The sequence below is a fragment of the Syntrophobacter fumaroxidans MPOB genome (assembly GCF_000014965.1).
GTDB lineage: Bacteria > Desulfobacterota > Syntrophobacteria > Syntrophobacterales > Syntrophobacteraceae > Syntrophobacter > Syntrophobacter fumaroxidans.
On sequence record NC_008554.1, the window covers coordinates 1,461,466 to 1,485,643 of the forward strand.

A 24,178-nucleotide genomic window follows, 5' to 3' on the forward strand; every position below is an offset into this window, starting at 1 on the left:
GATTTCACTCCGAAAATCCTGGTTCTCTGCTGCACTTGGTGAGGGTATGCCGCGGCTGACTTCGCTGGAGTTTCCAGGATGCAATATACGACGGATGTGAGAATCATCCGTTTGATGTGTACGGGGCGCGTCGATCCGACAATGGTTGCCGACGCTTTCATCGATGGCGCGGACGGCCTGATGGTGGTGGGGTGCCATTTCGGCGACTGCCATTACATCTCCGGCAACTTTCAGGGCAAGGTCAAAGTCGGGGTCGCCGGGAGGACCCTCGCCTACGCGGGGCTCAATCCCGCGCGGGTCGCCTTCAACCAGTGCTCGTCCGCCGAGGGCGAACGCTTCGTGAACCTGGTGACCGCGTTTCACCGGGACATCGCCCGACTGGGACCGCTCGGCACGGGGGACCGGCTGCCCCTGCCTCAATTGAAGGCGAAGCTCGCCGTTGCCAGGATCGCTCTCGAGAAGGAAAAGATCCGGTGGGTGGTGGGCAAGTTCACCGAGTTCAACACCATGGGCAACAAGTACGGGGAGCGTTTCACGGAACACGAGATGTGGCGGACGCTGGACACCATCATCATGGATGAGATGGCCACCCGCCAGATCCTGGGCGAGTTGAAGAACGGACCGGCGGCGGTGAAGAACCTGGCCGCGCGGCTGGAGCTTCCCGCCCCGCACGTGCTCCGCTACGTCCTCGCGCTGCAGCGACGGGGCTTCGTGGCCCTGGACGGCATCGAGGGACCATCGCCCGTGTACAGGCTCGTTCCTGAACAGGCCGCTGCCTCCGCCGCGGCTTAAATCGCTCGGCATGTCCTGAGAGGGGGCGGGCGAGCCCGAAGCCGCGGCGAATGGGGCCGCGGCCGTCGGGCAAGGGCTGAAAAATGAGAGTTCCACAGGTCTATTGAGTCAAATAGGTCCTATACATAAAATAGGTCCTATACATAAAATAGGTCCTATTGAACCCATAGGACTTATAAATCCTGTAGGACCCCGGCAGAACCAGGCCGGCAGCCGACCGGCACCGTGGATGAAGATTTCTCCCATCATTTTTTTGGAGGATACCGACTGTGTCAGAGAAACGCGTGATCATCTTTGGAGGCGACCCGGCAGGTGTGGGCGAGGCCCTGAAGCAGGCCGAGGCCGGAAATAAGGTCATCCTGGTCGAGTCCCTTCCGAGTCTTGGGGGCGGGCACATCCCGCAGACTCGAATCATCGCTGACGATACTTCTTTTGTAGACCCGAACGTCGAGGCGCTCAAGCGTCACCCCAACATCCGGGTGATCACCAACGCCGCCGTCGAAAAAACGAGCGCCGGCGACGGCACGTACCGTTTTCGAGTGCGGCGGCGCGCCCCCCGGGTCGACCCCGAAAAGTGCAACGACTGCCGGGCCTGCATCCGGGTTTGCCCCATTCACATGTACGACGATTTCAACGAAGGCATCGGCTTCCGGACCGCCATCGACTATTTCAACCCCGATACGCGGGACTACAACATCTTCAAGGAAGACATGCCGATCTGCCAGGCCACGTGCCCGGCGAACCTCGACATCCGCTCCTATGTCGGCCTGATCGCGGACGGGGACTACGCAGCTTCCCTGGCCAAGATTCGCGAGCGGCTGCCGTTCGCCCTCTCCATCGGCCGGGTCTGCCCTCACCCGTGCGAAACCGCGTGCAACCGCGGCACCATGGACGAACCAATCTCCATCTGCACGCTCAAACGTTACGTGGCCGACTACGAGATGCTCAACGACATCAAGGCCCCGGTGGAAATCCCGGATGAATTCCGGAAGGAAAAGGTGGCCATCATCGGGGCCGGACCCGCGGGGCTCACCTGCGGCTATTTCCTGGCCAAAGCCGGCTATCGTTCGGTCTGTTTCGAGGCCCTGCCCGAGCCGGGCGGGATGTTCCGTTACGGCATTCCCGAGTACCGTCTGCCCACCCCGACCCTGATGCGCGAGATCAACTGGATCCTATCGCACGGCGTGGAACTGCGCTGCAATACCAGGATCGGCAAGGATGTGGCCTACGAGGACATTTTGAAGGAATACGACGCGGTATTCCTGGGGGTGGGCGCGCACGCCGGAATGAAACTCCAGATCAAGGGTGAGGACATGGAAGGCGTGGTGGACGGCGTGGATTTTCTGCGCGACGCCAACATGGGCAAGGACTTGAAAGCCAAGGGCAAGGTCATCATCATCGGGGGCGGCAACGTGGCCATGGATGCGGCCCGCGTGAGCTGGAGGGCGGGATTCGACGAAGTCCACATCCTCTACCGCCGCACCAAACGGGAGATGCCCGCGAGCCCGTGGGAAATCGACGCCGCGGAGCAGGAAGGGATCAAGATCCAGTACCTGGTGGCCCCCGTGGAAGTGATCGGCGAGAACGGGCGCATGACGGGGCTGAAATGCCTGCGCATGGAACTGGGCGAACCGGATGCCAGCGGCCGGCGCCGCCCGGTGCCTATCCAAGGGTCGGAATTCGTCGTCGAGGCGCAAACCCTCATCCCGGCCATCGGCCAGAGACCCGACCTGTCGTTCGTTCCGGAGGGGAGCCCGCTCAGCATCACGCGGTGGAACACCTTCAGCGTGGACCAATCGAGCTTCATGACGAACGTGCCGGGGGTGTTTTCGGCCGGCGACGTGGAAACCGGGCCGGACATCGCCATCCGGGCCTGCGCGGGCGGAAGAAAAGCGGCATCAGGCATCATCGCCTACCTGAAAGCCCGGCGCAAATGATCGCACAGGCGGCTGTTTCCCGGCATCCCGGCCTCCTGGGAGCCTTCCTGCGAACGACCGTGAGCCTCGAGGAAAGCTCTCAACGAGCCGATGACAACGCCGGACGGAAAAAATGCTGCGCCTGCGCCGCCGCCGGGACCATCGCTCGATGGTGACGCACGGGGCATGACTCACAAGCTATGGATCATTGGACCGCAAAGAATGAATCCGAGACCTGCCGAGAGGTAAAGTATGCTGTACGAAAAGAAGGGGCGCTACATCGTTGAATTCCAGGACATCCCGAAGGCCCGCCAGCATCATATCGAAATCGACGTCGATGAACGGCGGATGAATAATAAGGAGGTCGAGCTCGGCTTCGACGAGGAACGTGCCATCAAGGAAGCCAAGCGCTGCCTGAGCTGCCGTCGCTGCCTGGGGTGCGCCCTGTGCTGGGCGGAGTGCAAGCCGGAAGCCATCGTGTTCGACATGCAGGACGAGGTCTTCGACCTGGAAGCGGATTCGGTCATCGTGTCCCCGGGTGTGGAACGAGCCGTCGACCGTGTCGATCGCAAGTACGGACTGGGCAGGGAACTGAACGTGATCACCGATCTGCAGCTCGAACGAATGCTGAGCGACTCCGGGCCGAGCGCCGGTCTGATCATCCGTCCGCTGGACGGCGACATCCCGTCGCGCATCGCTTTCGTTCAAAGCTACGCCTCCTCCACCGCTCCCCGGATGCACAAGGCGGCCGTGATCTTCGGCGTGAATGAAGCCATCCTGGTCAAGCGCAAGCTCCCCCTCGCACAGGTGACCTTCTTCGCGGAAGGTCTCGATGCGGTCCTCAAAGAAGCCGGGGCGACGCAACAGTCACTGAACGGCGCCAAGGTCGTCGAATCTCCGGTCAAAGGCGTGGAAGGGAATGCCGACGGCAGCATCCAGGTCGCCTTCGGCGCAGGCGACGAAACGGCCGCCTTCGACCTCGTCGTCCTCCTCACCCAGCCCCAGGTACCCAGGGAGCTCAAAGACCTGGGCAAGAGCCTCGGCCTCACCCTGAGCTACGCGAGTTTCCTCGTGGGCGACGGGGCCGGTGTCATCACGACCGAGAAGGAAGCCGTGGCGCTGGCCGGGGAGGTGTAGAGAGCGACCTCAAGCGGTATCCGGCAGTTTCAATGTGTCAATTGTGCAGGTTTGATCCCGGGCACTCCCCCTGCTCCTCGGCAAACACGAAGCAGGTGTTGCGAAGCCTTTTCTTGCCTTGGGCGATGATCTCTTCTTCCGAGAGGTCCTCTCCCAACCTGGACCCGTAGCCCGCGGCTTCCCCGATGAGCAGCATGGACGTGAATCTCAGGGCATCGTTGAGAAGCTCTATGAGGTGGGTGCAACCCTTCGGCCCCCCGAGCCGGGAACGTATTTCCTTGATGATTCCTCGTTCGATGGACAGACCCTTCAGCTGGTCGAGACTCCCCAGAACGGAATAGCAGAGGGTGAGCGGCGCCTTGCTCATCGACGCTGTGGCCGCCACGATCGTATGTGTCGAGACCCGAACCGTGAGCTCCAGATGGAACGAGTGTTCAAGGTCCAACAGTGAGCCCGCAACCTGAAGGTGATCATCATCGGTCTTTTTCGCGTTCAGATGAATGCTTCGCTGAAAAATATCCATAATTGGGGTCAAACCTACACTTTTGACAAATTCATTTCTCGTGGAGTCTCCATTGACGATCCTCAGTCCTCAGAGTCCCCCAGGACGCCCGACCGCCCGCTTGGTGCTCATCCGTCGCCCTTCTCACCGCGCACCGGCTTTGCCCCTCCTGCTTTGCCCAACTTGCTCGGCCTTGCCCGACCCGTTTTGCCTGATCTGCGCCGGCGCTTCCCCACTTAATTCTCCGGAAACGCGACGATTATGACGTCAGAATCCGTCTCGATCCGTCTATCGCACAGGACTGTCCCCCCTTCTGCGCCCGCTTTGACGGCCAGGGAATCAAGCCTCCCCAAATTGCCGGTCCTATAAGCATGACCCCGGGGCCGGGCCCCACCGCGGACATGCTCTTCTGCAACTCGATTGAATCCAGTATCGTCCAACTTGCCCACAAGTGCAAGAGCCGGGAGCCCGTCTGCCGCGCGAACTGTCAGAATCGGCTAAAGAAGGTCGGAAAAGCAGGGGGTCTCCACCCGCTGCCGAAGGCGGCGGGCTATCAGCCGAAAACCGTTGCCGTTCACTGGGTGAAGTACGCTGGCGAGCCATGACCGCACGGAGGCTCCTGTCGGAACATCCGATTCCTGTTCGCGAAAAGCGGCCGAGCGGAAATGATCGACAGCGGCGGAAAAAGGAAGCTGGGGGGTCTCAACGCCATGGACGAGAACCGTGCGTTGAAGCTGTTTTCGATGGAATCAAGGCGCGGCCTGGGCATGGCTGCGGCATTGGCCCTACTTCAGCCCCGCCCTGCGGAGGGCGTCAATGAAGCGATCCCTCTTTGGCCCTTCTTTCCACGGGGACCCCCTTGCGAACCTTTCCAGGGAGAACCCGGGGTCTATGCGGCGGACTTCCGCGACGGCGGCCCGCGCCTCATCTTCACGCCCTGCGTACACATAAAGAGTCGCCAGAACAACGTTTGCAAGAACATCGTCGGGGACTCGACCAAGTGATGTCTTCAGTGCGGCGATCCCCTCTTCATACCGCCCGGTTTCGCGGCAAGCGGTGCTGAAATGGTGGTAGTACTTCGGGACGACGGGATTGAATCGAACAGCCTGTCGAAGCAGAGGAAGGGCTTCTTCGCTCCTCCCGGCATAGTTCAGAACCATACCAAGGGTGTAGAGGGCATTGGCACTGTTGGGGTTGAGCGTCACAGCCCGCTCTCCAACCTCTATCGCCTTCTCATGCTCGCGCATTGCCACAAGGACCGCGCTGGCTGCGGCATTGGCCTCAGCTGAGGAATCGTCCAATTCGATCGCCTTCCGGGCTGATTTCATTGCATCGGCGAGAGTCTCTTTGGGCGATTTGCTGGCGCCGAGCCATACATCGAACCCCTGCGCCCTGGCCAAGCCAACATAAGCCATCGCGTAAGCCGGGTCCAGTTCCACGGCTTCGTGGTATAGCCGTTTTGCCACGTTGTTCGCTTCCTTGTTGTTTTGATTCCTGTACCATTCCCCTTCGAGAACCTTCAGGTAGGCCTGCAGGTTGTTCGTTCCCTTCGGCAGTATGCGAGCTGCTTCGCCCTCGGTGATCTTCACGCGAAGTTCGGTGAGGATCTTCATGGAGATCTCGTCCTGCAGCTCGAAAATGTCCTTGACGTTCCGGTCGTAGCGTTCCGACCAGAGATGATGACCCTTGAGGGCATCGATCAGCTGCGCCGTGACACGTACCCGGTCGCCGGCCCTCTGCACGCTCCCCTCCAGAACGTACCGCACCCCGAGGTCTTCGCTCACCTGCCGCATCGGCGCCGCCCTTCCCTTGTAGATGAAGGTGGAATCCCGCCCGATGACGAAAAGCTCCGGCACCCTGGAAAGGGCCGCGATCAGGCTTTCGCTCAACCCGTCGCAGAAGAAGTCCTGGCTCTGCTCTCCGGTCATGTTCACGAAGGGCATCACCGCGATGGACGGCTTGTCGGGCAACGGGAAAGCCATCCGTTGCACCGTAGTATCGTCCACCCGCGTGCGGACCGGGAGAAAGTCGAATTGCCAAAGTGCCGCAGCAACCACAGTGATCAGAAGAACGCCTGCCAAGGCAACGATCAAGGGCCTATGCCACGTGCCCCCCTTTGACTTCGCCTCGGCATGATCCTTCACGGTCACCCTTCGCTCCATCTGGACCTTATAAGCGCATATGGGTTTGGCGATATTCTTGACGGTCTGTTCCCCAAGATACTCATACCCCAGCGGAAGCTTGCTCTCGATGTGTTCAAAAGCAGTCTTGGAGACACAGATTCCCCCGGGGTCGGCCAGGGATTCCAGCCTTGCTGCGATGTTCACGCCGTCGCCGTAGATGCGATCTCCCTCTTCGATCACATCCCCCAGGTTGATTCCGATGCGGAATTGCATTCTCCGGTTTTCAGGCAGTTCCGTATTGCGGGCCTGGATCTCCTTTTGCGCCGAGACAGCGCATTGCACTGCATCCACCACGCTGACGAATTCGGCCAGGATGTTGTCCCCGGGAGAATCCACCACGCGGCCGCGATGCTGTTGGATCAAATCCGAGATGACCCGCCGATACGCTTCCAGGGTCCTAACCGTTGCCGCCTCATCCTCGCCCATGAGGCGGCTGTACCCCGCCACATCGGCGCTGAGGATGGCCGCGAGCTTGCGTTTGAAACCATTTGTGCCCATGGAATTCCCTCCGCACGGCTTGGATAAGACCAAGAGACAGTCCAGAGCGATCATGTCGTCCGCATTGAGAATGGCTGAGCGTGAATTCGATGAGGTCAGGCATAGATCGGGCACACTATCGAGCCCCCGTTAATGTGAATATATCGCTTGGAACCACTGAGAGCAACGTGCAACTCAGCGTATCCTGCGGGGTCAAACCTACACTTTTGACAAATTTCGGTGAAAACCCGATTTGTCAAAAGTGTAGGTTTGACCCCACAGGGGAACCGGGATTTTTTCTGAGACATTTTGAAAGGAATGGGAGTATAAGGAAAGCGGAAGCAAGGAGCCTGAAATCATGAAGTCAAGGTAACACGACGTGGCGCGATTGTTCCCATAGAGACGAATTCCTTATCGCTCTGGTTCAGATGTCCGCCGAATGCTCTTCCTGCCTGATTTTCGCACACCGACTACGGTGAATCTCAGCCCTGCAACCTGCAAATGCACCCGGCACCCGCTCAAGACACGGGCAGGTCATTGCACGGTCCCGCAGTGAATCGGCCGAGCGAACCGAGAGGCTGTATCGAAGACCCGCAGCCTCATCCGTGCGAGGCTTCCAGAAAAGGGAACTTTTTCTGCTCAAAACGCGCCTCCATCTGAAGATGGAGAATGTGCGCGGAATTGCATTCAAACGCGGCACGGAGGAACCACGGTGTTCCTGCCGGGGGAGGAATCCGGAAAGGAGTTACGAGGATGCTCGAAGGTATTCGCATCGGAGTGCTTGTGTCAAGCAAGGGGAACAAGCTTCAGGCCATCATCGATGCGTGCGAAACGGGTCGCATCAAGGGCCGGGTCGTGTTCGTGTGCTCGGACAACCCCGATGCCCAGGCGCTCACTCGAGCCCGACGACACGGCATTCCCTGCCTCCTGGTCGATTACGGGGCCATCAGGCAGATGCACCACCAAAAGCCGGCAGCGCTTCAACTGCCGTCGGACTGTGATTTTGACGACATAATGACCAAGCAGAGGCTCTATTCCCCCGAGGAGATGACTCGCGAGAATCTCGAATTTCGCATGAAGACGCGAGTGATCGCCGAAGCGCAGATGCTCCGGGAAATGGCCGAGTATCCTTTCGATCTCCTGGTGCTTGCCGGATTCGTGCGAAGACTGACCCCCTATTTCATCGAGAGAATCAACCGCGGAGCCGCAATTCCCAGGATCATGAACCTGCACCCCACGCTTTCTCCCGCTTTCCCGGGCATAGACGGCTACGGACAGACGCTGCGCTACGGCTGCAAGGTGGCGGGCTGTACCGTGCATTTCGTGGATTATGGCGTGGACAGCGGTCCCATCATCGACCAGGAGGCCTTCAAGATCCAACCGGGCGATACCGTGAGCACCGTCAAACAGAAGGGACTCGAACTCGAACGCGAGCTCTATCCCAAATGCATCCGGCTTTACGCGGAAAAACGGCTCAGCCTGGGAAGGAGCGCCACGGGAAGGCTCCTTGTGAACATCCTGCCCGGAAATGCGTAGCGGGGCATTCGATTCCCGGCGCAATCCCGCTCGTGGGAAGCAGGATGGGGAACCGGCGACGATCGGGGTCCCCTCGGGCCCCAATCACGGCGCCCTGCGCGAATCACCCGCAGGCGGCGCCGAGCAGACCGCTCAGAGCGCGGGGCTGCCGGGCGCGCTCCCGCCCAGCCTGATTCTCAGCCGGATCTGTTCCTGAACCATGTCGTAAGCGTCCTGACAGCAGTTCTGCAGCCGAAGAATCTTGTCCCTCGTTCCGGCGTACGGCCCCTCCTTGGATGGGTCGTCGGGAACAAGATAGAGATTGGTACGTGCAATGTGACATGCCCCCTGCACCGCCGCCAGGAAGAATTCCCCCGCAACCAGCAGGTCTGAAAGAAGATATCGCTTGCAGAGCTTTCCCGCCTCGGAAATGAGCCCCTGGCCCTGACAGGACTGTTCCATGATTTTGAAAGGACAGTCAATGAGGTTTTCCAGGGCCGCGGAGAACGAGTCCTCCGTGCCGCCGGACCTTGCTTCGGTAAAATCCACGTAAGCCCTCGAATCTTCGTGGAGCAGCCGCTCCAGGATCTCCTCGGCGACCTCCGTCTGTTCCAGCAGGTCGTCCCATATGGAGACGAGCTCTTCAGAAACCTCCGGACGAAGGAGTTCGAGGTTGATCACCTTTTTGAGAAGGGCGAGGCCCAGACACGCGCTGTACGCAGCGGCCGCTCCCCCCCCGGGCGAGGGTTCCGGTTTGGACAGGGCGAGAAGAAACGGCTCGTTCATGGGAAAACCACCTCAACTTCCGCCGGCCCGGGCACCGCTGGGCTTTCCGTAGCGGCTTTTCCGGCCGGCCGGTGCGATGTTCGCGTTGCAGGCACGGGATGCCGGACACGGCATCCTTCCTCGATGTCGCCTCCGAAAGGTTGCAGGTCCATCGGAAGGGAGTCCACCCTCTCTCGGACCGCGGCAAGAATCAGACGACTTCTTTGGTGGTCGTTGCCGCGCCGTTCGCCTTGACCGAGGCGATCCCGTCATCCCGCGACCCCTTGGATGCATACATCTGGCTTGTACCGATGACCTCGTGATTGGCCGCCTTGAGGTTGAAGTAGAACTTGCCGTTTTCGGCTTCCTTTTTCTCGTAGCGCTCGTCCGAAGCGCAATTCGTCCGAACCGAGGCGATGCCGTTCAGGGCCGAGGCTTTGGTCTTGTACAGCTCGCTGGTGAGGATGATTTCACCGTTGCCTGCCTTGAGAACAAAACGGAACTGACCTTTGGCGCTTTCGCTCACTTCATACCATCCTGCCATTTCAGTGCTCCTTTCACGAAGGTTGCCGACAACGATTTCTCGAGAAGGAATCATGCACCCCGACACGCTCCGCTCGCTCGGCGTGCGACGCCGGACAGGAACAACCCGGCCTGTCGCGAGCGGACCGCGGCATCGCCCCGTCCATTTCTCCCGACCCTTGTCATTTCAACCAAATGTGCTTCATCGCCTCCGGAGGCCTTGCAACCGGCATAAACCGCGATCCCGGACGGGACCCCGTCCGCCCGGACCCGATGCCCCGATGCTTTTTCGCTCGACGTATTCCGCCTCATCGATCCGGGTTCCGGGTCCTTCGAGGAAGAAGCCTCCAAACGGCCTGCCCGTGCACTTGCCGTCATTCTTTCGCCTCAATCGTTGGAAAGGAAACACGGAGCGGATCGATCTGCGCGCATGGAACTGATGAATGGTTCGTCTCTTGAAGCGAAAAACATGCTCTAATATTGAAAGTATACTACAATCGTACGGGAATGGCGTCAATCGACAGATTTTCAATCCTGGACATTCTCGTCCGAGGAATGGTCGATGGGTTCCAAGACTCACCGGACAATGGAAGACGGGCGACGCGGCATCCCCCCCGCATGTCCCGGTTCGTCCTGAAGCCGTGCGCAAAGCGATCGAAAGCGGACTCCGAGTCGATGCGAACTGGAGGCAGGCATGTCGTTTTTCGAATTTCTCTACCGCAATGGAATATGGATATCGATGCTGCTCCTCCCCTTCGGAATCCTGTTGCTCGTCTCTTTCATCAAGAACGTGATCCGTCTCCGCGCGGAGAACGAGATCGTAAGCGTTTCGCTCCTGGAGCAGCAGGAAATCGAATTCCCGGAATCGGGCCGGGTCGTCCTGTGTATCGAGGGACCGCTGTTCACAAGGCGTTTCGCCGGCGTCGATTTCCGGTTGAGCACGGGTGACGGCACTCCCGTCAAGGGCCGGACAACCTGGTTCCATGCGAGATCATCCGGTTTCACGCGGGTGAGGATGGAAATGAGAATCTTCGAACTGCCGATGCCCGGGCGATATACCCTCCTGCTCGTCGGCTCGGGAGAACCTCGGCCGAAGGATCACGAACACCGCATCGTCTTCATGAGGCCCCACCTGGCCCAGATGGTGATCGCCATTCTGGGCATCATACTGTCGAGCTGGATATGCATCGGCTCCCTTGTCCTGTTCCTGCTCCGGGTCCTGTCACCGGAGGCCGCCCAATGAGACGCCGCCGATGAGAAGCAACGGCAGCAAAAAGGCCCGCGACGGATGTCGCCCCTGATCGGCGGGTTCTTACCATCCTGAAGGCAACGCCGCCATGGCGTGCGGGAACGGAAACCTCACGAAGGCATCGGGTTTCGCCGCCCGGCAATCCCGAGCCCGACCGCAACATCCCGGGGATTCCGGACAGGTCTCCCAACATAAGGAACAAGCGGCAGGACAAGGCAGTGGTCGAGATCGCCCGGGCGGAATCCGGGCACACAACGAGAGGACAACGATGCTGAGGATGGAACCTGCCATGGACATGACGTTCACTCCTGAAGACAGGAAACGGATCGAAGACGAAATCGGTCGCAAATACCGCAAAGTCGCCCTCAGCCCCGAGGGTTCCTTCAGGTACCCCACCGGCCGCGCGGGGTTGGAGGGACAGAACTATGACCCCGAAATCATCGAGGCGCTGCCCGAGGATGTTCTTGCCTCGTACTGCGGGGTCGGAAACCCGTTTTCCCTGGGACGGATCCGCAAGGGGGAGCGTATTCTGGACATAGGCTGCGGCGCCGGCGTGGATGCGATCGTCGCCGGAGTCATGACCGGCCCCGCGGGGGCGGTTGTGGGCCTGGATCTCACACCCGAAATGCTCGAGCGGGCCAGGCGGAACCTGAGCAGGACTTCACTCAAGAATGTGAGCTTTGTCGAAGGTTCCGCGGAAAATCTGCCTTTCCCGGAAGCGAGCTTCGACGTGGTCATCTCGAACGGGGCCTTTAATCTCGTGCCCGACAAGCTGCAAGCGCTTCGGGAGGTGATCAGGGTGCTCAAGCCCAACGGGCGTTTCATGATGGCGGACCAGGTCCTGACAACCGAACCGCCCTCCGATGCGAAATCCATGGTCGAAACCTGGGCCGGGTGACGTGGAGGAGCCATACCGGGAAAGGATTTCCTGGCAATGATGCACGAGGCCGGATTGACGGCCGTGAAACTGGTCGCCGAGACGGGGTTCGACAGTTCCTCGGTAACGAGAGGGGTGCTGTTTCGAGCCGAGAAGCCCGCGACCCCGATTGCCTGATACCGAGCAGCGTTCAAGATGACAGAACACCTGCCCAGAGGGAGGTGACGCGGGTTGGGATAAATTTGGCCTTTACGGACTGTTACGCGGATCATACGTAGCAAGGGGCGGGCTTTATGCCCGCCCGCCCGATGCTGTTTTCTTCAACGCAACCCGGTCTCACGCCACGGCGCAACGCCGCAACGAATGAGTTGGTGGAAAAGAGGGGAGTCGCAGGGGGCATGGATAATTGCGTTCAAAATGATACTCTAAAAGCGTGGGGGACGTATCCCCCACACCCCCTCGCCGCTTCGCGGCTCCGTGTGGCGCTGCGGCGGCGGCCTTCGGCCAGTCGCCGACAGCGCCGAGCACTCGGCCTCACGCGCTTGCGCGTGTGGCCGAAACTTGGGGGGTGCGGGGGAATCATTCCCCCGCTCTTTTGTGCTTGAAAGATCCATCTTGAACGCAATTATCCATGCCCCCTGCGACACCCGCGAAGCATGAAAACAGACTCACCCGGGAATCTATTTTCTAGGTAACTTCGTATAAGAGCTCGGCACGGGAGGCTTCGGCGCATTTGCCCGCGACTCTATGCAATACCGATTCCCATGGACACGGAGCTGTAAATTGTCTAATGTTTTCGCCTGGACCGACGGAAGAAGGCCATCGAGTGCAAACAACGACGGGAGAGACGATCATGAGAAAACTGGGAAGAAGGAACCGGCAGATTGTCCTGATCGCCGCGGCGATAATCCTTGGAATGAGCCTGATTGGGATGTCCCGGAACGTACGGGCAGCCGGCGCGGAATCACAACAGGCGGTTCAGCTCAACGTCAATTCATCGATGGCGGATAACCTGGCCGCGTTCAAGGGAAAAAGCGTGACCGTCATTTTGTCTTCGGGTCAGACGATGACCGGCGTGGTGAATGACGTCAAGGGCAACCTGCTGCACCTGGCGAAGCTGAGCCAGAAGGAGTTTTACGACGCGTTGGTGGCGATCGACCGCATCTCGGCCATCGAGGTGAGAGCCCGATAGGCCGGATCGGGCGGGCTTTCCCCCGCCCTCGGGATCGCTTCAGCCATCCGATCGGCGGGGCAGAATCCGGAGATGGCTCTTCCCCGCACCTGGCAGCACTTCCTTCCCGCGCGTCGGGAAGACGTGGCCTTGTATGCCTTGAAAGTCCGTCGGCATCCGCTTCCTTCCCGCGCGTGGAGGAGACGTCACGAATCCTTTTGCGCGTCGAGCACGCGACGAACCATCTGAGCCAGGCGCGTCCAATCCAGGGGCTTCATGGCGAATTCCATGATCCCCATGCTCTTGGCCATTTCTTCGGTGACCTGCTCGCTGAAGCCGGTACAAAGGATGACCGGCATGTCCGCCCGCGTCTTGAAGACCTCCCGGACAAGGCCGGTCCCGGTCAGGTTCGGCATCGTGTAGTCGGTGATGATGAGATCGAAGTCTTCCGGCCTGGCCCGGAAGGTTTTCAGCGCCTGCTCGCTGTCCGTCACGGCCTCGACCCGATACCCCAGTTCCTCGAGCATCCCCGTGCCCACGTCAACCACGATCTGTTCGTCGTCCACCAGGAGTATCCGCTCGGTGCCGGTGGGCAATTCCCGGCTGACGTCCGCCGCTTCCTTCGGCAGGTCCTCGATTTTCGGAATATACACGTCGAAGATGCTGCCCTGCCCCAGGCGGCTGCGGACCGTGACGGCACCTCTGTGTCGCTTGACGATCCCGTGCACGACCGCCAGTCCCAGCCCGCTCCCCTTGCCCACCGCCTTGGTGGTGAAATAGGGATCGAAGATGCGCTCCAGGGTGGCCGCATCCATTCCAGGCCCGGTGTCCGCAACCCTCAGCCGCAGGTACGATCCCGGATCGAGATCCGGAATGTGCGCGGAACCGGGGTTCCCGATCTGGACCCCGGTCAGGCTGACGTCGAGCACTCCCGTGCCGTTCATGGCATGAGAGGCGTTGGTGCACAAATTGATCAACACCTGGTGGATTTGAGTCGCGTCCACCAGCGCTATGCCTGGATCGAGATTCTGCCTGACCTCGATGGTGCTTGGAATCAAGGCTCTCAAGAGCTTGAGCGCCTCTTCGACGATCGTGCTCACATCCCCGGCCGTTCGCTCCTGCTCTCGATCGTGACGGCTCACGGCCAATATCTGGTTCACGAGATCCTTGGCCCGTTGAGCCGCCTTGAGCACCTGGTGCAAATCCCGCTGCGCGTGCTCGGCGGAGCCCATCCGCGCCAGGGCCAATTCCGTGTAGCCGATGATGGGCGTCAAAATGTTGTTGAAATCATGGGCGATTCCACCTGCCAACGTGCCTATGGCCTCCATCTTCTGCGCCTGCCGGAGGCGGGCTTCGAGCTTTCTGCGCTCGGACACGTCCGTGATGACGGAGATGAATCCCACCACCGTTCCGAGTTCGTTTCGCTTGTAATTCCAGTCCACCTGGAGATCGATGACCCGGCCGTCCTTGGTGGCGCTCCTGAACATGCGCGTGCTCGGCGGCGGCTGCTGGGCCGCTCCGGAGGTGAAGAACTGCCTGAGCAGGCCGCGGTCGGCCCCTTCGATGACCAGATCGATGGTGTTCATTCCGAGCATCTCGGCGTGGGAATAACCGAAGATGGCATCGTGTGCCGGGTTGGTGAAAATGATCCACCCGGACAGGTCCACCTCCTGTACCCCGTAGGGGATGGTCTCGATGAGCGTGCGGTAGACTTCCCGACTCTCCCGCAGCGCCTTCTCCGCCTGTGCGCGTTCCGCCATCTCCAACTTCAGTTCCTTGATGGCCGCGCCCAGTTCCGCGGTCCGTTCGTCCACCAGTTCTCCGAGATGATCGCGGTGCTTGCGGAGTTCCTCCTCGGAGTTGGCCAACTCCCGAATTTTTCTTTCCAGGTCGAGTTTGTATGAAACCAGGTGCTGGTTGTTGCGCTTGATGGTGTCCAGCATGCTGTTGAAGGTCAATCCCAAATCCGTGATGTCGTCGCGGTCCCGGGAAACGAAACGCGCATCCAGGTTACCCGCCTGGACCTGCGAGACAACGGAGGAGATCGCCTTGATCGGATTCACCAGTTTTCGCGCCAGGATCCGCAAAATAAGAAACAGCATCGCCACGCCGCAGACCGCCGAGATGAACAGCGATTTATTGAGCAGATTCCTCATGTCGGCAACCGACTGGGCCTCCGCCATCGACAGCCCGCCGGTCTTCCTTGAAATGCTCGTGAAAAGGTCGCTCAGTTCGATGCTCAGCGTGTCGAAACGCCGGTTGATCACATCGAGCTCATTCTCCAGCGCAAAGTCACGGTCCAGGTGATTGCGGTATTTTGTCAGATACGTTTTCACGCGGCCGTCACCGGCTGAAGAATCGGAGAGCCTTGCCGCCATCGAATCCAGAACCGCCCCGAGGGCCTGGTATTCCGAATCCCGGTGGTGCTGCAGATAACTTCCGTGAAAGCGGGCCAGGTTGAACAGCGGTTTCATGAGGCCCATCTCCCCGCCCATGAGAACGGATGAAACGAGTGCCTGCTCGTTGGCCGCGAAATCCGTCTGATTCATCCGCTGCTCGGTTTTCAACTGCATCAGGCGGGTGAAAGAGGTCTCGTACTCCGACAGGAGGAGGCTGATCCTGGCAACCGGCTCGGCCAGAACGCTCGAAAAAGACCCGAGACTGAGTTCCTCGATACGCTTTCGCGTGACGTGCATGAGCTCGCCGAACCGCTTGTCCGCTTCGGGGTGTTTCTGAGCGAGTACCGCCTTCTCCCAGAAACGGACCTCCCAGAACGTGCCCTTGAGGGCCTGGATTTCAATATCGATCGCGCTTGCGCCGAGACCACGCTGGACGCCTTTCGCCTGCCGGTCCAGAAAGATCGCCACCTCCGTGTATCCGATGCCGAACAGCAACAACAGCAGAACCGCTATGAGATAGAATTTGCTGTTTATCGTCCTGAACATCCTCACCCTGCCTACTGTTTCAACAACTTGAGCTCCACCGGTTTCAACGGAGGCAGCCGGTCGCCCCGCCGAACTTCAACCGCGCTCTTCACGGCAATCCGTCCCGTTTCTTCCGGCTGCTGAACGATTCCTACAGTCAGCTTGCCCTGCCGCTCAGCCCCTGACGTTGTCCGATCCCACGAAAGGAATCGATATGCCGTGCTCCGCCAAAGTCGCCTTGCGGAAGGGATTGTCGATGTTGATCACGATGACGCCTTTGTCCAGAGCTTTCTTGCAGACGGGAAACAACTTCCTGGAATCCGCCGGGGCGATGGCGATGGCACGGAAGCCTCGAGCGATCAGATTGTCCACAATGGCAATCTGGTGCTCCACATCGCTTTCCCTTTCGATTCCAAACACCTCCGGCGCAATCCCGCGAAGCGACGCGCAATTCCTTGCGCCGGTCTTCATTCTGCCGAAAAAGGCATTCGACAGCGCCTTCATGATCAGAGCGACTCTTCCTTGATTATCGGCAAAGAGTTCTCCCGCATTTATTATTAAATAAGACGAAGATTAATAACTATTGGAAGATACGATGTATTTTCATTTTGCACGCGCGACGGCACATAACGAACACGGATGTGCCGACAAAAGCTCGCCGGGAAGGAAAGAAACGCCTTTCCCGGCTCATTTGCGTGATGTCTTGACAACGCCTTGGACTTGCTCAGAAAGAGTTCCCCACACCGGCGGCGAAAGACAAGGATCTTTCGGTCAGCGAAGGATCGCGCACCCGGCGCATGGACGAACGTGTCGATTCCCGAAAGTGTGTCGGCCGTCGGAGGGTCTTCGGTTGTCCGAAGGAAATGCAGCCGATCGCCGTCGATGGACTGAACCGTGGAACTCGTCTCGATCCTCACTCCCGCTTTCCGCGGGTCCTGGAAGAGCAGGGAGCGGCGCGCGGAGCCGACGTTCCGACCCCCGCCTTCGGGGCTATTTCAAGTCGTCTCCTTCGTACCCGTAGGCTTTGAAGATGTCGAGGATCGTGCTCGTCAGGTAGGACTCTTCGCGATAGAGGAACGCCTTGTTGAACGCCATGGTCACCTCGGAAATCTTCTTGTAGGCCTCCGAAACACCCGCATGGAAAAACTGCATGCTCTCCACGATTTCCTTCATCCGTTCCGCCGTTTCCCTCGGGTTCTCCCCGCGGGCATGTTCCTCGATGAGCGTTCCCAGGGATTCGATCTCCTCGCCGATGGCGTCCTTGGAATTGCTGAGCTGCATCAGGTGTGTGTTGAGATAATGGCACAGGCCTCCCGCCGCGTTGCGCAAGACCCGGTTTCTCTGGTCTTCCAGGGCCCTGGTGATGTTGTGCACGATGCCGTCGTAGTAGAGGAGCCTCCCTGATTCGTCGGTCTTGGCCCGTGCCGTGACCGCAACTTCGAAGACCTCGCCGGCCTTGTTCTTGAGCTTGATGTGCTTTCCCTCGACATAGCCTTTCTCGTAGAGCTCCTCCAGTAGTCCGGTTCTCTGCGAAAGATCCACGTAGGAATCGGAGACGTTGCTCTCGATCGCCTCGTCGAGGCTCTCAAAGCCCAGAAGCTTCAGACCCGCTTCGTTGATGTCGATGAAGTCTCCCTGCGGAGTCACGGCATAGGCCATATCGCTGGTCGATTCGAAGAAATCCCGGTATCTCGCCTCGCTCAGCTTGAGCGCGTCGCTCGCCCTCTTCTCCTCGGTGATATCCCTGATCACGTGATCGATTCTGCGGATGGTCCCCTTGTCCGAATAAACGACGTGTCCTTCATCCCGAACCCATTTCACCCTCCGGTTGCTGCTGATCACCCTGTACTGGAGCTCGTCGAATTCCGCCTCGGGCATGTTCCGGTAAAATTGATGCACTTTCTGCCGGTCGTCCGGGTGCACGAAGCTCATGAGCTGGTTCTCGCCGCTTGCAAAATCCCTGAGCGGGACCCCGTAGAGCGCCTCGGCGGCGGGATTGATCGCAAGAATCGAGTAGTCGGTCGGTGACAGGGAAACCACGACTTCATTCATGGAATGGATAATGCTCTCGAACCGCGCCTTGATTCGCTGCAGTTCGAGGCGGGTCTTGCGGCGCTCGGTAATATCGGTCAGGGCTCCGAGTATCGCGGGGCTCCCCCCGCACTCCACCACGTTCACCTTCATTTCGATGATTGCCTCACCATCCGTTCTCGGCATGACGAATTCGATCCGGTCGGAAAGACCCGCGCTGAAAAGCCGCTCGGTAAGGTAGCTCGTCACTTCCTCCCGGTTGCCCGGCGCGATGAACCGGGCGAAATCCACCGAAATGACCTCCTCCGGGCCGCGCTGCGCCATCTCGTAAAACGCCGTATTGGCAAATACGACAATCCCTTCCCTGATGATGACGACGCCGTCGTTGATGTGCTTCACGATGCCCTGGTAATCGATGTCACCCTGGCAGATCATGATCTTCTCCGCATCGTCGTAAGTTTTCTGATGTGTCATGGGTATCCCCTAACAATGCTGGAAACAGCGGTCCCAACGGTTGCTTTAACAGGACTGTGAGCGCGCAAACACGCCGGTGAAGCCGGCGGTGCGGCCCCGACGCGCTTCGAACGGGTCGGGCCCCGACTCGAAACAGTCCGAAGGGCTGCGGCCCATTTCTCGATCCCTCATCCCGGGATGCCTGTCATTATATTCCATCAGGGAAGGGATCGCCATCCCCTCCTCCTTCTTCTCCACCAGGCAAACGGTCTTCCGGTCCGGCACAAGAAACGGGGGTGAAAGTCTTTTCTCTTCTCTCCGGCACGACTCGCCGCATGACGGTTCCCTCCAACATTGTACTATGATAATCAGGCGTTCGTCGCTTCGCTTCTCATCACCCGCGGATATGCTCCGAGCACGACCGCCGCGCCGCTTCGACTCGGAACCCCCCCCGCCGCCGCGTCGAACCGGACGAAAGTTGCTCGTCCGGCAAAGACGTACCCGCGCTATCGCCCCCAAAGCGGCTCTCAGGAGGGGGGCGCATTCTCTTGCGGCCGTTTTGACGACCGGTTGTGTGGGTGAGGCGGCAGCACAGCCCGCGGCTCTTGTGTTCCCGGCAGAACCCCGACCACGATGGTCCCGTTCGTCGTGGATGCTTCACATTGCTTATGCTCCCGGTCTGGCCTTGAGCGTGGAGAGTTTCCGGTTGGTGACTCGTTCGGTTTGGTGTAGATATGGGTGTGCGCCGACTTCAAGGGAGGATTGAGGACATGAAAGCCAGCACGAAGCGCCGGCTTCAGGAGCTGTTCGACGAATACGAGAAAAGGAAGCTCCAAGACCGAAAAGAACGGCAGCAGGCAGGGACCGGGCGCCAGGAATTCCTGGAGCGGTTCGACAGAAAAATCAAGGAAACCATCCGACCCGCTTACAAGGAACTGGCCGATTTGATCAGGTCCAAGGGCCACGGTTGCGAAATCACCGAGCGACATGAATCGCAGGACGAACAGGGCTGCATCCTGAGCGCGCGCATCCAGATGGAAATCCTCCCGGACGGCGTTCGTGCCCGGCCGGGAGAGCGTCCCACCATTTCGTTCATCGCGGACGGCGGCAGGCAGGAAGTCTGGACCCACGTGAGCATCGCGACGCCGGGTCGTGAAGGCTGCTCCGGCCAGCGTAACGTGTACACCCTGGATGAGATCACCGAGGACACGGTTGAAGAAGAGGTGCTCGGCGTCCTGTCCGGATGTTTCGGATGACGCGCCCCCGTCCCCGCGCGCTCGAATCCTCGGACCCCGTCCATGGGCCGGATGGAGTACGGACCCGAGCTCTCCCGCCTGCTGGCTGATCCTCCGGTGTCGGCCGCTGCTTTCCGGCATCATCGATTTGAGCTGCATGCCGTATGCCCGGGGGTCTCCGACCGCTCTGAAAGCACATCCATCGTGACCCCAAGGCCGCCGCGCGGCGGTCGATCGGGGAGCCGGTTCGCACATTCCAACCGCTTTCCACGCGGACAATCACGGTTGTTGCTCCCCGGACAAAATATGGTATAAAGAAAAATTCAGTCGCTTGTTCAATACGGAATCATTGCCATAACGGAAACATCGAGGGAGCGCGGCGCTCTCTCGGTGCGGTTCGTTCCGCGGCGGCGCGGAGTCGTGTTTCGGCTTCCGACGGCGGCGGCACCGAATGCGGTACCGGCGGGTTTTCCACGCAGGCGGCATCGATCCAGGCAGAATCGAAAGAGGAAATGCGAATGAAAGTTGGTTACTTCAGCATGGAAATCGGCCTGAACGAGAACATTCCCACCTACAGCGGCGGTCTCGGAATCCTTGCGGGCGATCACATCAAATCAGCCGCCGATCTCAACATTCCCCTGGTGGCCGTGACCCTGCTCTACAAGCGGGGATACTTCATCCAAAGCATCGATCCCATGGGGCGCCAGGAGGAGATCTACCCGTATTTCGATCCTCGCGCCTTCATGGAGCCCCTGCCTTTCAAGGTCACCATCAAGATCGAGGGGCGGGACGTGCATATCGGGGTCTGGAAATACAATACCGTGGGCATTTCAGGACGCGTGCCGATCTATTTTCTGGACACGGACCTGGAGATCAACGCCCCCGAAGACCGTCTCATCACCCAGTATCTCTACGGCGGCGATACACACACCCGGATTTGCCAGGAAGCGGTCCTCGGAATCGGCGGATACCTCGCCGTCAAGCGTCTCGAGCCCGGGATCACCACCTACCACATGAACGAAGGACACGCCGTTTTCCTCACCCTGGCCCTTTTGCAGGATTGCGGAGGAGACGAGAGCAAGGTCCGGCAGCAATGCGTTTTCACCACTCACACCCCCGTGCCGGCGGGCCACGACAAGTTCACCTACGAACTGGCGACGCGGGTGATCGGCACCTATCTGCCTTCCAACATCAAGAGACTGGCGGGCGCCGACCTGCTCAACACCACCGTGCTCGCCCTCAACCTGTCCAGGGCGAGCAACGGCGTGAGCGAGCTCCACGGGGAAATATCCCGCCAGATGTTCCCCGGATTTCCCATCGGGCATGTCACCAACGGGGTCCATCATCTGAGTTGGACCGGGCCGGACTTCAAGGCCCTCTATGACGAGCATCTTCCCGGCTGGCGTCAGCAGCCGGAGAGGCTCGCTGAGGCCCTGACCATTCCCGATGAAGCCGTCAAGACGGCGAAAATCAAGGCCAAGAAACGACTGATCAGCTATGTCAATTCCGTTTCCGGCGCCGGCTTCACCGACGAGATCCTCACCATCTGCTTTGCCCGGAGGGCTGCGGCCTACAAGCGCGCCACCCTGATTTTCAGCGACCTCGAATTCCTTTTCAATCTCTCGTTCGACCGCGTCCAGTTCATCTTCGCCGGCAAATCGCACCCACAGGACGCCCCCGGCAAGGAGCTGATCAAGGAAATCGTGAACACCGGCAAACAGTATGAAAAGAAGCTCCGACTGGTCTTCGTGCCCAACTACAACATCTGGTCGGCGGGACTCATGACCCAGGGAACGGACGTGTGGCTCAACACACCCAGGCGCCCCCGGGAGGCCAGCGGTACCAGCGGCATGAAGGTCTGTTTCAACGCCGGCGTGAATATGAGCGTCCTGGACGGATGGTGGCGGGAGGCGTGCAACAACCGGGTCAACGGCTGGGCTATCGGAGACGACGAAGATCAGACGGACGAACAGGCATCCGCGGATTTCTACCAGGACCTGGACGACATGGTCACCACTTACTACGCCAACCCCAGGCAGTGGCTGTCCATCATGAAACGCTCCATCACCGACATCACGCCCGTGTTCAATACGCACCGCATGGTGCGGGAGTACGTGCAAAAATATTATCTTTGAGGGTTCGCTCCAGGTGCATCACGCGGGCCTCCCCTGCGATGGGAAACGGGGGCGGGAACCGGCTTCCACCAAGACCACCCGGCCCTCGCCTCGCCCCCGATGCGAAACGAGGGGTTGATGCCCGCGGCGTCTCGATGCCTCCGCGAAACACGACATGCAATGCATCAAGGCTGCCGGAAAGGCGTCGTGCACCAAGGGACACCGTCCGCCCCGGGATGCCGGGTTGCGTTCAAGATGGGTGCAGCGGGCGGAAAGGGCAATAAGCCCTCCCCTTGCACCGCCTGACCGGCCCATCGGTCCGCATGCAAGGGGTGGGGTTAGTCCTCCGGATGGTAGATTCCACCCTGCCCTGCCGCCCATCGCGGTCCGCAGGGGCGGGTCTTATCCCCGCCCGCGTTACCTCCCGCCGGGCAGGTGTTGCGTACTCTTGAACGCACCCCGGTATGAATCGCTTCCCCATCCCGCAGGACGCCGCACCAGGCCGGAGCCTCCCTCTCTGTTGTGAGAAGAGTCGGCAGGTTTCCTTCTGTAGACGATCAACCGACTCGATCCGCGCCTCCCTTGGGAGGTCCGAACGTCCTCATCGACCGACCATACGGTGCGGTCCGACTGGATTTCGGCCGTCATGACGGCTTGGTAGTATGTGTTGAGGTAGCCCCTCATCCAGCCGAACACCTTCTTCTCCGAGACGCCGCGCTGGAGCCAGGAGGTGGAAACCAACACCAGCACGATGAATTGCGGCTCGCTCTTCTCCACCTGTGCGACCAGGGCTTCCTGCATGCGCAGCGCGAAGGGCTGAGGTTCCATCAGCCCGTACATGTAAATGTGCTCGGTCGCCGGCCTCCGATGGGCGTAGAAATAGATTTGGGGCTCTGACCCCAGGACGGCGATGCGCTCCTCGGCGCCGGTGTTCTTTGCGATGTATTCGGCGACGGCGACGGATTCGGGGAACGGGTTGGAACCATAGACCGAACGGCTGAACTGCTCCGGCGTCAATGTGGACAGGCCGTGCCACATGGATAGGATTCCCGTCAGCGAAAACGCGGCGATCGCCAGGAAGACGACGGCCTCCGCGGTCAGCGGCCGCCTTGTAACTCTTGCGAAAAGTCCCCGCGGGATCCGCAATGCGGCGCCGGCGCCCAGCGCCACTGCCGGCAGGATTTGCACGAAATAGTGCTGCCGAAAGTACAGGCCCGGGCACACGGCCAGGAACGAGAACAGGAAAAACGTTATCAGAAAGAGTCCCGTTCTGCGACTGCCCTTCGCCACACAGAGACCGATCATGCCCACCGGAGCCATCGACCATATCGCGGGGTTGCTTCGGATGATGGGAACGATTCCCACCCGGAAGAGCTCAAGACCCAACCCGTAGCCCACGAGAGATACGTAGGATTGCGCGTAGTCGACGGTCCAGAACCAGAATCTGTCGAATGTGCCGCGGACGACCGTCACAACCAGGAAAGCCGCATAGGGCAGGACGATTCCGCACGCAAGGACCCCGGACCTGACGAGGGAGCGTTTCCACGATCCGGTCCGGCGTCCGTCAAACAGGACCCATAGACAGCCGAACAGCGCGAAAAGCGCCCCGGACTGTTTCATGAGTACCGCCAGACCAAGGCAAAGACCCGCGCCCCAAAGCAGCAACACCTCTCTTTTCGACCCGGAGCTTTCCTGGAGCAGCCAGACTCCGGCCAGGCCGAACATGATCACGAAATGGGTCGCATGCGCAAAAAGACCGAGCACCGAGAGGTCAACCGACATGATGAGAAAGGCCGCTACGGCCAGGGCCGCCTCGACACGACCGAGCAGGCGCGATGCAATCAGGAAGAGTATGCCGGCCGTGAGCAGATTCACCACCATGAGCCCGACATGAATGCCGGTGATGGTTTGCCCGAAAAGGGCCAGGATTGCGGCATAAGCATAGTAGGTGCCGGGAAGTTTCATATTTCCCGCCTCCCGGTAGGGTGCCACGCCCTCGAGAATCAACTGGCCCATGAGGGCATACTCGCCCTCATCGCGTTCCAGAGGCACGGGAGCGGCCTTGAGGCGAACCATCACGACCGCAATCACGACCAGGATCAGCACCGCCATGGCCAGCCGGACGCCATGGTCTTTGCCCGCCCCGGCCGCCGGAGTTGGAACCGGCTGTCTTTCGAGCTCGTCCTCGTTCTTCATCCGCACCATTTCAAATCATGGAGAGCGGGAAAGTCGTCGCGGCCCCGCCGCCAGAGTATCCCGGTACTTGCGGTCGAGACCGTCACCGTGGGATTCTTTCACTTCACGTCAACGCACGC

At 59.9% G+C, this 24,178-nt stretch carries 17 protein-coding genes and 1 pseudogene; 10 read left to right on the forward strand and 8 right to left on the reverse strand.

The window, feature by feature from the left end:
* Positions 1-57: 57 nt before the first annotated feature.
* The 4 genes and pseudogenes from SFUM_RS23905 to SFUM_RS06165 all read left to right on the forward strand — a co-directional run.
* Positions 58-372, forward strand: a pseudogene (locus SFUM_RS23905) (hydrogenase iron-sulfur subunit); the annotation flags it as partial.
* Between the two features lie 210 nt (positions 373-582).
* Positions 583-792 carry a winged helix-turn-helix domain-containing protein gene (locus SFUM_RS23910; RefSeq protein ID WP_279614600.1) on the forward strand — a complete coding sequence of 70 codons (210 nt, stop codon included), beginning with the start codon at positions 583-585 and terminating at the stop codon, positions 790-792.
* A 269-nt stretch (positions 793-1,061) separates the two neighbouring features.
* On the forward strand, positions 1,062-2,729 hold the full coding sequence (locus tag SFUM_RS06160) for an FAD-dependent oxidoreductase (protein WP_011698045.1): 1,668 nt from the start codon (positions 1,062-1,064) through the stop codon (positions 2,727-2,729).
* 231 nt (positions 2,730-2,960) lie between these two features.
* A complete protein-coding gene (locus SFUM_RS06165; RefSeq protein WP_011698046.1) occupies positions 2,961-3,845 on the forward strand; it encodes a heterodisulfide reductase subunit A in 885 nt (294 codons plus the stop codon).
* A 37-nt stretch (positions 3,846-3,882) separates the two neighbouring features.
* Here SFUM_RS06165 and SFUM_RS21485 read toward each other — a convergent pair whose 3' ends face one another.
* Complete coding sequence (locus tag SFUM_RS21485) at positions 3,883-4,368, reverse strand: DUF2889 domain-containing protein (protein WP_011698047.1); 486 nt, start codon at positions 4,366-4,368, stop codon at positions 3,883-3,885.
* Positions 4,369-5,132: 764 nt separating this feature from the next.
* Positions 5,133-7,028, reverse strand: coding sequence for an adenylate/guanylate cyclase domain-containing protein (locus SFUM_RS06180; RefSeq protein ID WP_011698048.1), 1,896 nt, complete (start codon positions 7,026-7,028; stop codon positions 5,133-5,135).
* A 732-nt stretch (positions 7,029-7,760) separates the two neighbouring features.
* Between SFUM_RS06180 and purN the strand changes: the two genes are divergently transcribed.
* Complete coding sequence (gene purN / locus SFUM_RS06185; RefSeq protein ID WP_011698049.1) at positions 7,761-8,543, forward strand: phosphoribosylglycinamide formyltransferase; 783 nt, start codon at positions 7,761-7,763, stop codon at positions 8,541-8,543.
* A 132-nt stretch (positions 8,544-8,675) separates the two neighbouring features.
* On the opposite strand, the gene SFUM_RS21490 is transcribed toward purN, so the two are convergent.
* Positions 8,676-9,308 (reverse strand): cyclodeaminase/cyclohydrolase family protein, encoded by a 633-nt coding sequence (locus SFUM_RS21490; protein WP_011698050.1) that lies wholly within the window; start codon positions 9,306-9,308, stop codon positions 8,676-8,678.
* A gap of 190 nt (positions 9,309-9,498) precedes the next feature.
* Entirely contained in the window at positions 9,499-9,831 is a 333-nt protein-coding gene (locus tag SFUM_RS06195; RefSeq protein WP_011698051.1) for a YegP family protein, read from the reverse strand.
* 672 nt (positions 9,832-10,503) lie between these two features.
* Here SFUM_RS06195 and SFUM_RS06205 point away from each other — a divergent pair.
* The 3 genes from SFUM_RS06205 (at position 10,504) to SFUM_RS06215 (ending at position 13,127) form a co-directional block, all read left to right on the forward strand.
* The gene (locus tag SFUM_RS06205; RefSeq protein WP_011698053.1) at positions 10,504-11,052 is read left to right on the forward strand and encodes a hypothetical protein; all 549 of its coding nucleotides are present in this window, start codon (positions 10,504-10,506) and stop codon (positions 11,050-11,052) included.
* A gap of 295 nt (positions 11,053-11,347) precedes the next feature.
* Positions 11,348-12,112, forward strand: coding sequence for a methyltransferase domain-containing protein (locus SFUM_RS06210; RefSeq protein WP_391899312.1), 765 nt, complete (start codon positions 11,348-11,350; stop codon positions 12,110-12,112).
* Positions 12,113-12,788: 676 nt separating this feature from the next.
* Positions 12,789-13,127 (forward strand): hypothetical protein, encoded by a 339-nt coding sequence (locus SFUM_RS06215; RefSeq protein ID WP_011698055.1) that lies wholly within the window; start codon positions 12,789-12,791, stop codon positions 13,125-13,127.
* A 185-nt stretch (positions 13,128-13,312) separates the two neighbouring features.
* Here SFUM_RS06215 and SFUM_RS21495 read toward each other — a convergent pair whose 3' ends face one another.
* From SFUM_RS21495 to SFUM_RS06230, 3 genes are all read right to left on the reverse strand, one after another.
* Entirely contained in the window at positions 13,313-16,051 is a 2,739-nt protein-coding gene (locus SFUM_RS21495) for a hybrid sensor histidine kinase/response regulator (RefSeq protein ID WP_011698056.1), read from the reverse strand.
* A gap of 153 nt (positions 16,052-16,204) precedes the next feature.
* Positions 16,205-16,534, reverse strand: coding sequence for a substrate-binding domain-containing protein (locus SFUM_RS06225; protein WP_011698057.1), 330 nt, complete (start codon positions 16,532-16,534; stop codon positions 16,205-16,207).
* A 486-nt stretch (positions 16,535-17,020) separates the two neighbouring features.
* The gene (locus SFUM_RS06230; RefSeq protein WP_011698059.1) at positions 17,021-18,535 is read right to left on the reverse strand and encodes a PAS domain-containing protein; all 1,515 of its coding nucleotides are present in this window, start codon (positions 18,533-18,535) and stop codon (positions 17,021-17,023) included.
* A gap of 749 nt (positions 18,536-19,284) precedes the next feature.
* On the opposite strand from SFUM_RS06230, the gene SFUM_RS06245 reads away from it, so the two are divergent.
* Positions 19,285-19,770 carry a hypothetical protein gene (locus tag SFUM_RS06245; RefSeq protein WP_011698061.1) on the forward strand — a complete coding sequence of 162 codons (486 nt, stop codon included), beginning with the start codon at positions 19,285-19,287 and terminating at the stop codon, positions 19,768-19,770.
* A gap of 497 nt (positions 19,771-20,267) precedes the next feature.
* Positions 20,268-21,884 carry an alpha-glucan family phosphorylase gene (gene glgP, locus SFUM_RS06250; RefSeq protein WP_011698062.1) on the forward strand — a complete coding sequence of 539 codons (1,617 nt, stop codon included), beginning with the start codon at positions 20,268-20,270 and terminating at the stop codon, positions 21,882-21,884.
* 396 nt (positions 21,885-22,280) lie between these two features.
* Here glgP and SFUM_RS06255 read toward each other — a convergent pair whose 3' ends face one another.
* Entirely contained in the window at positions 22,281-24,068 is a 1,788-nt protein-coding gene (locus tag SFUM_RS06255; protein ID WP_011698063.1) for an ArnT family glycosyltransferase, read from the reverse strand.
* Between the last annotated feature and the right edge of the window lie 110 nt (positions 24,069-24,178).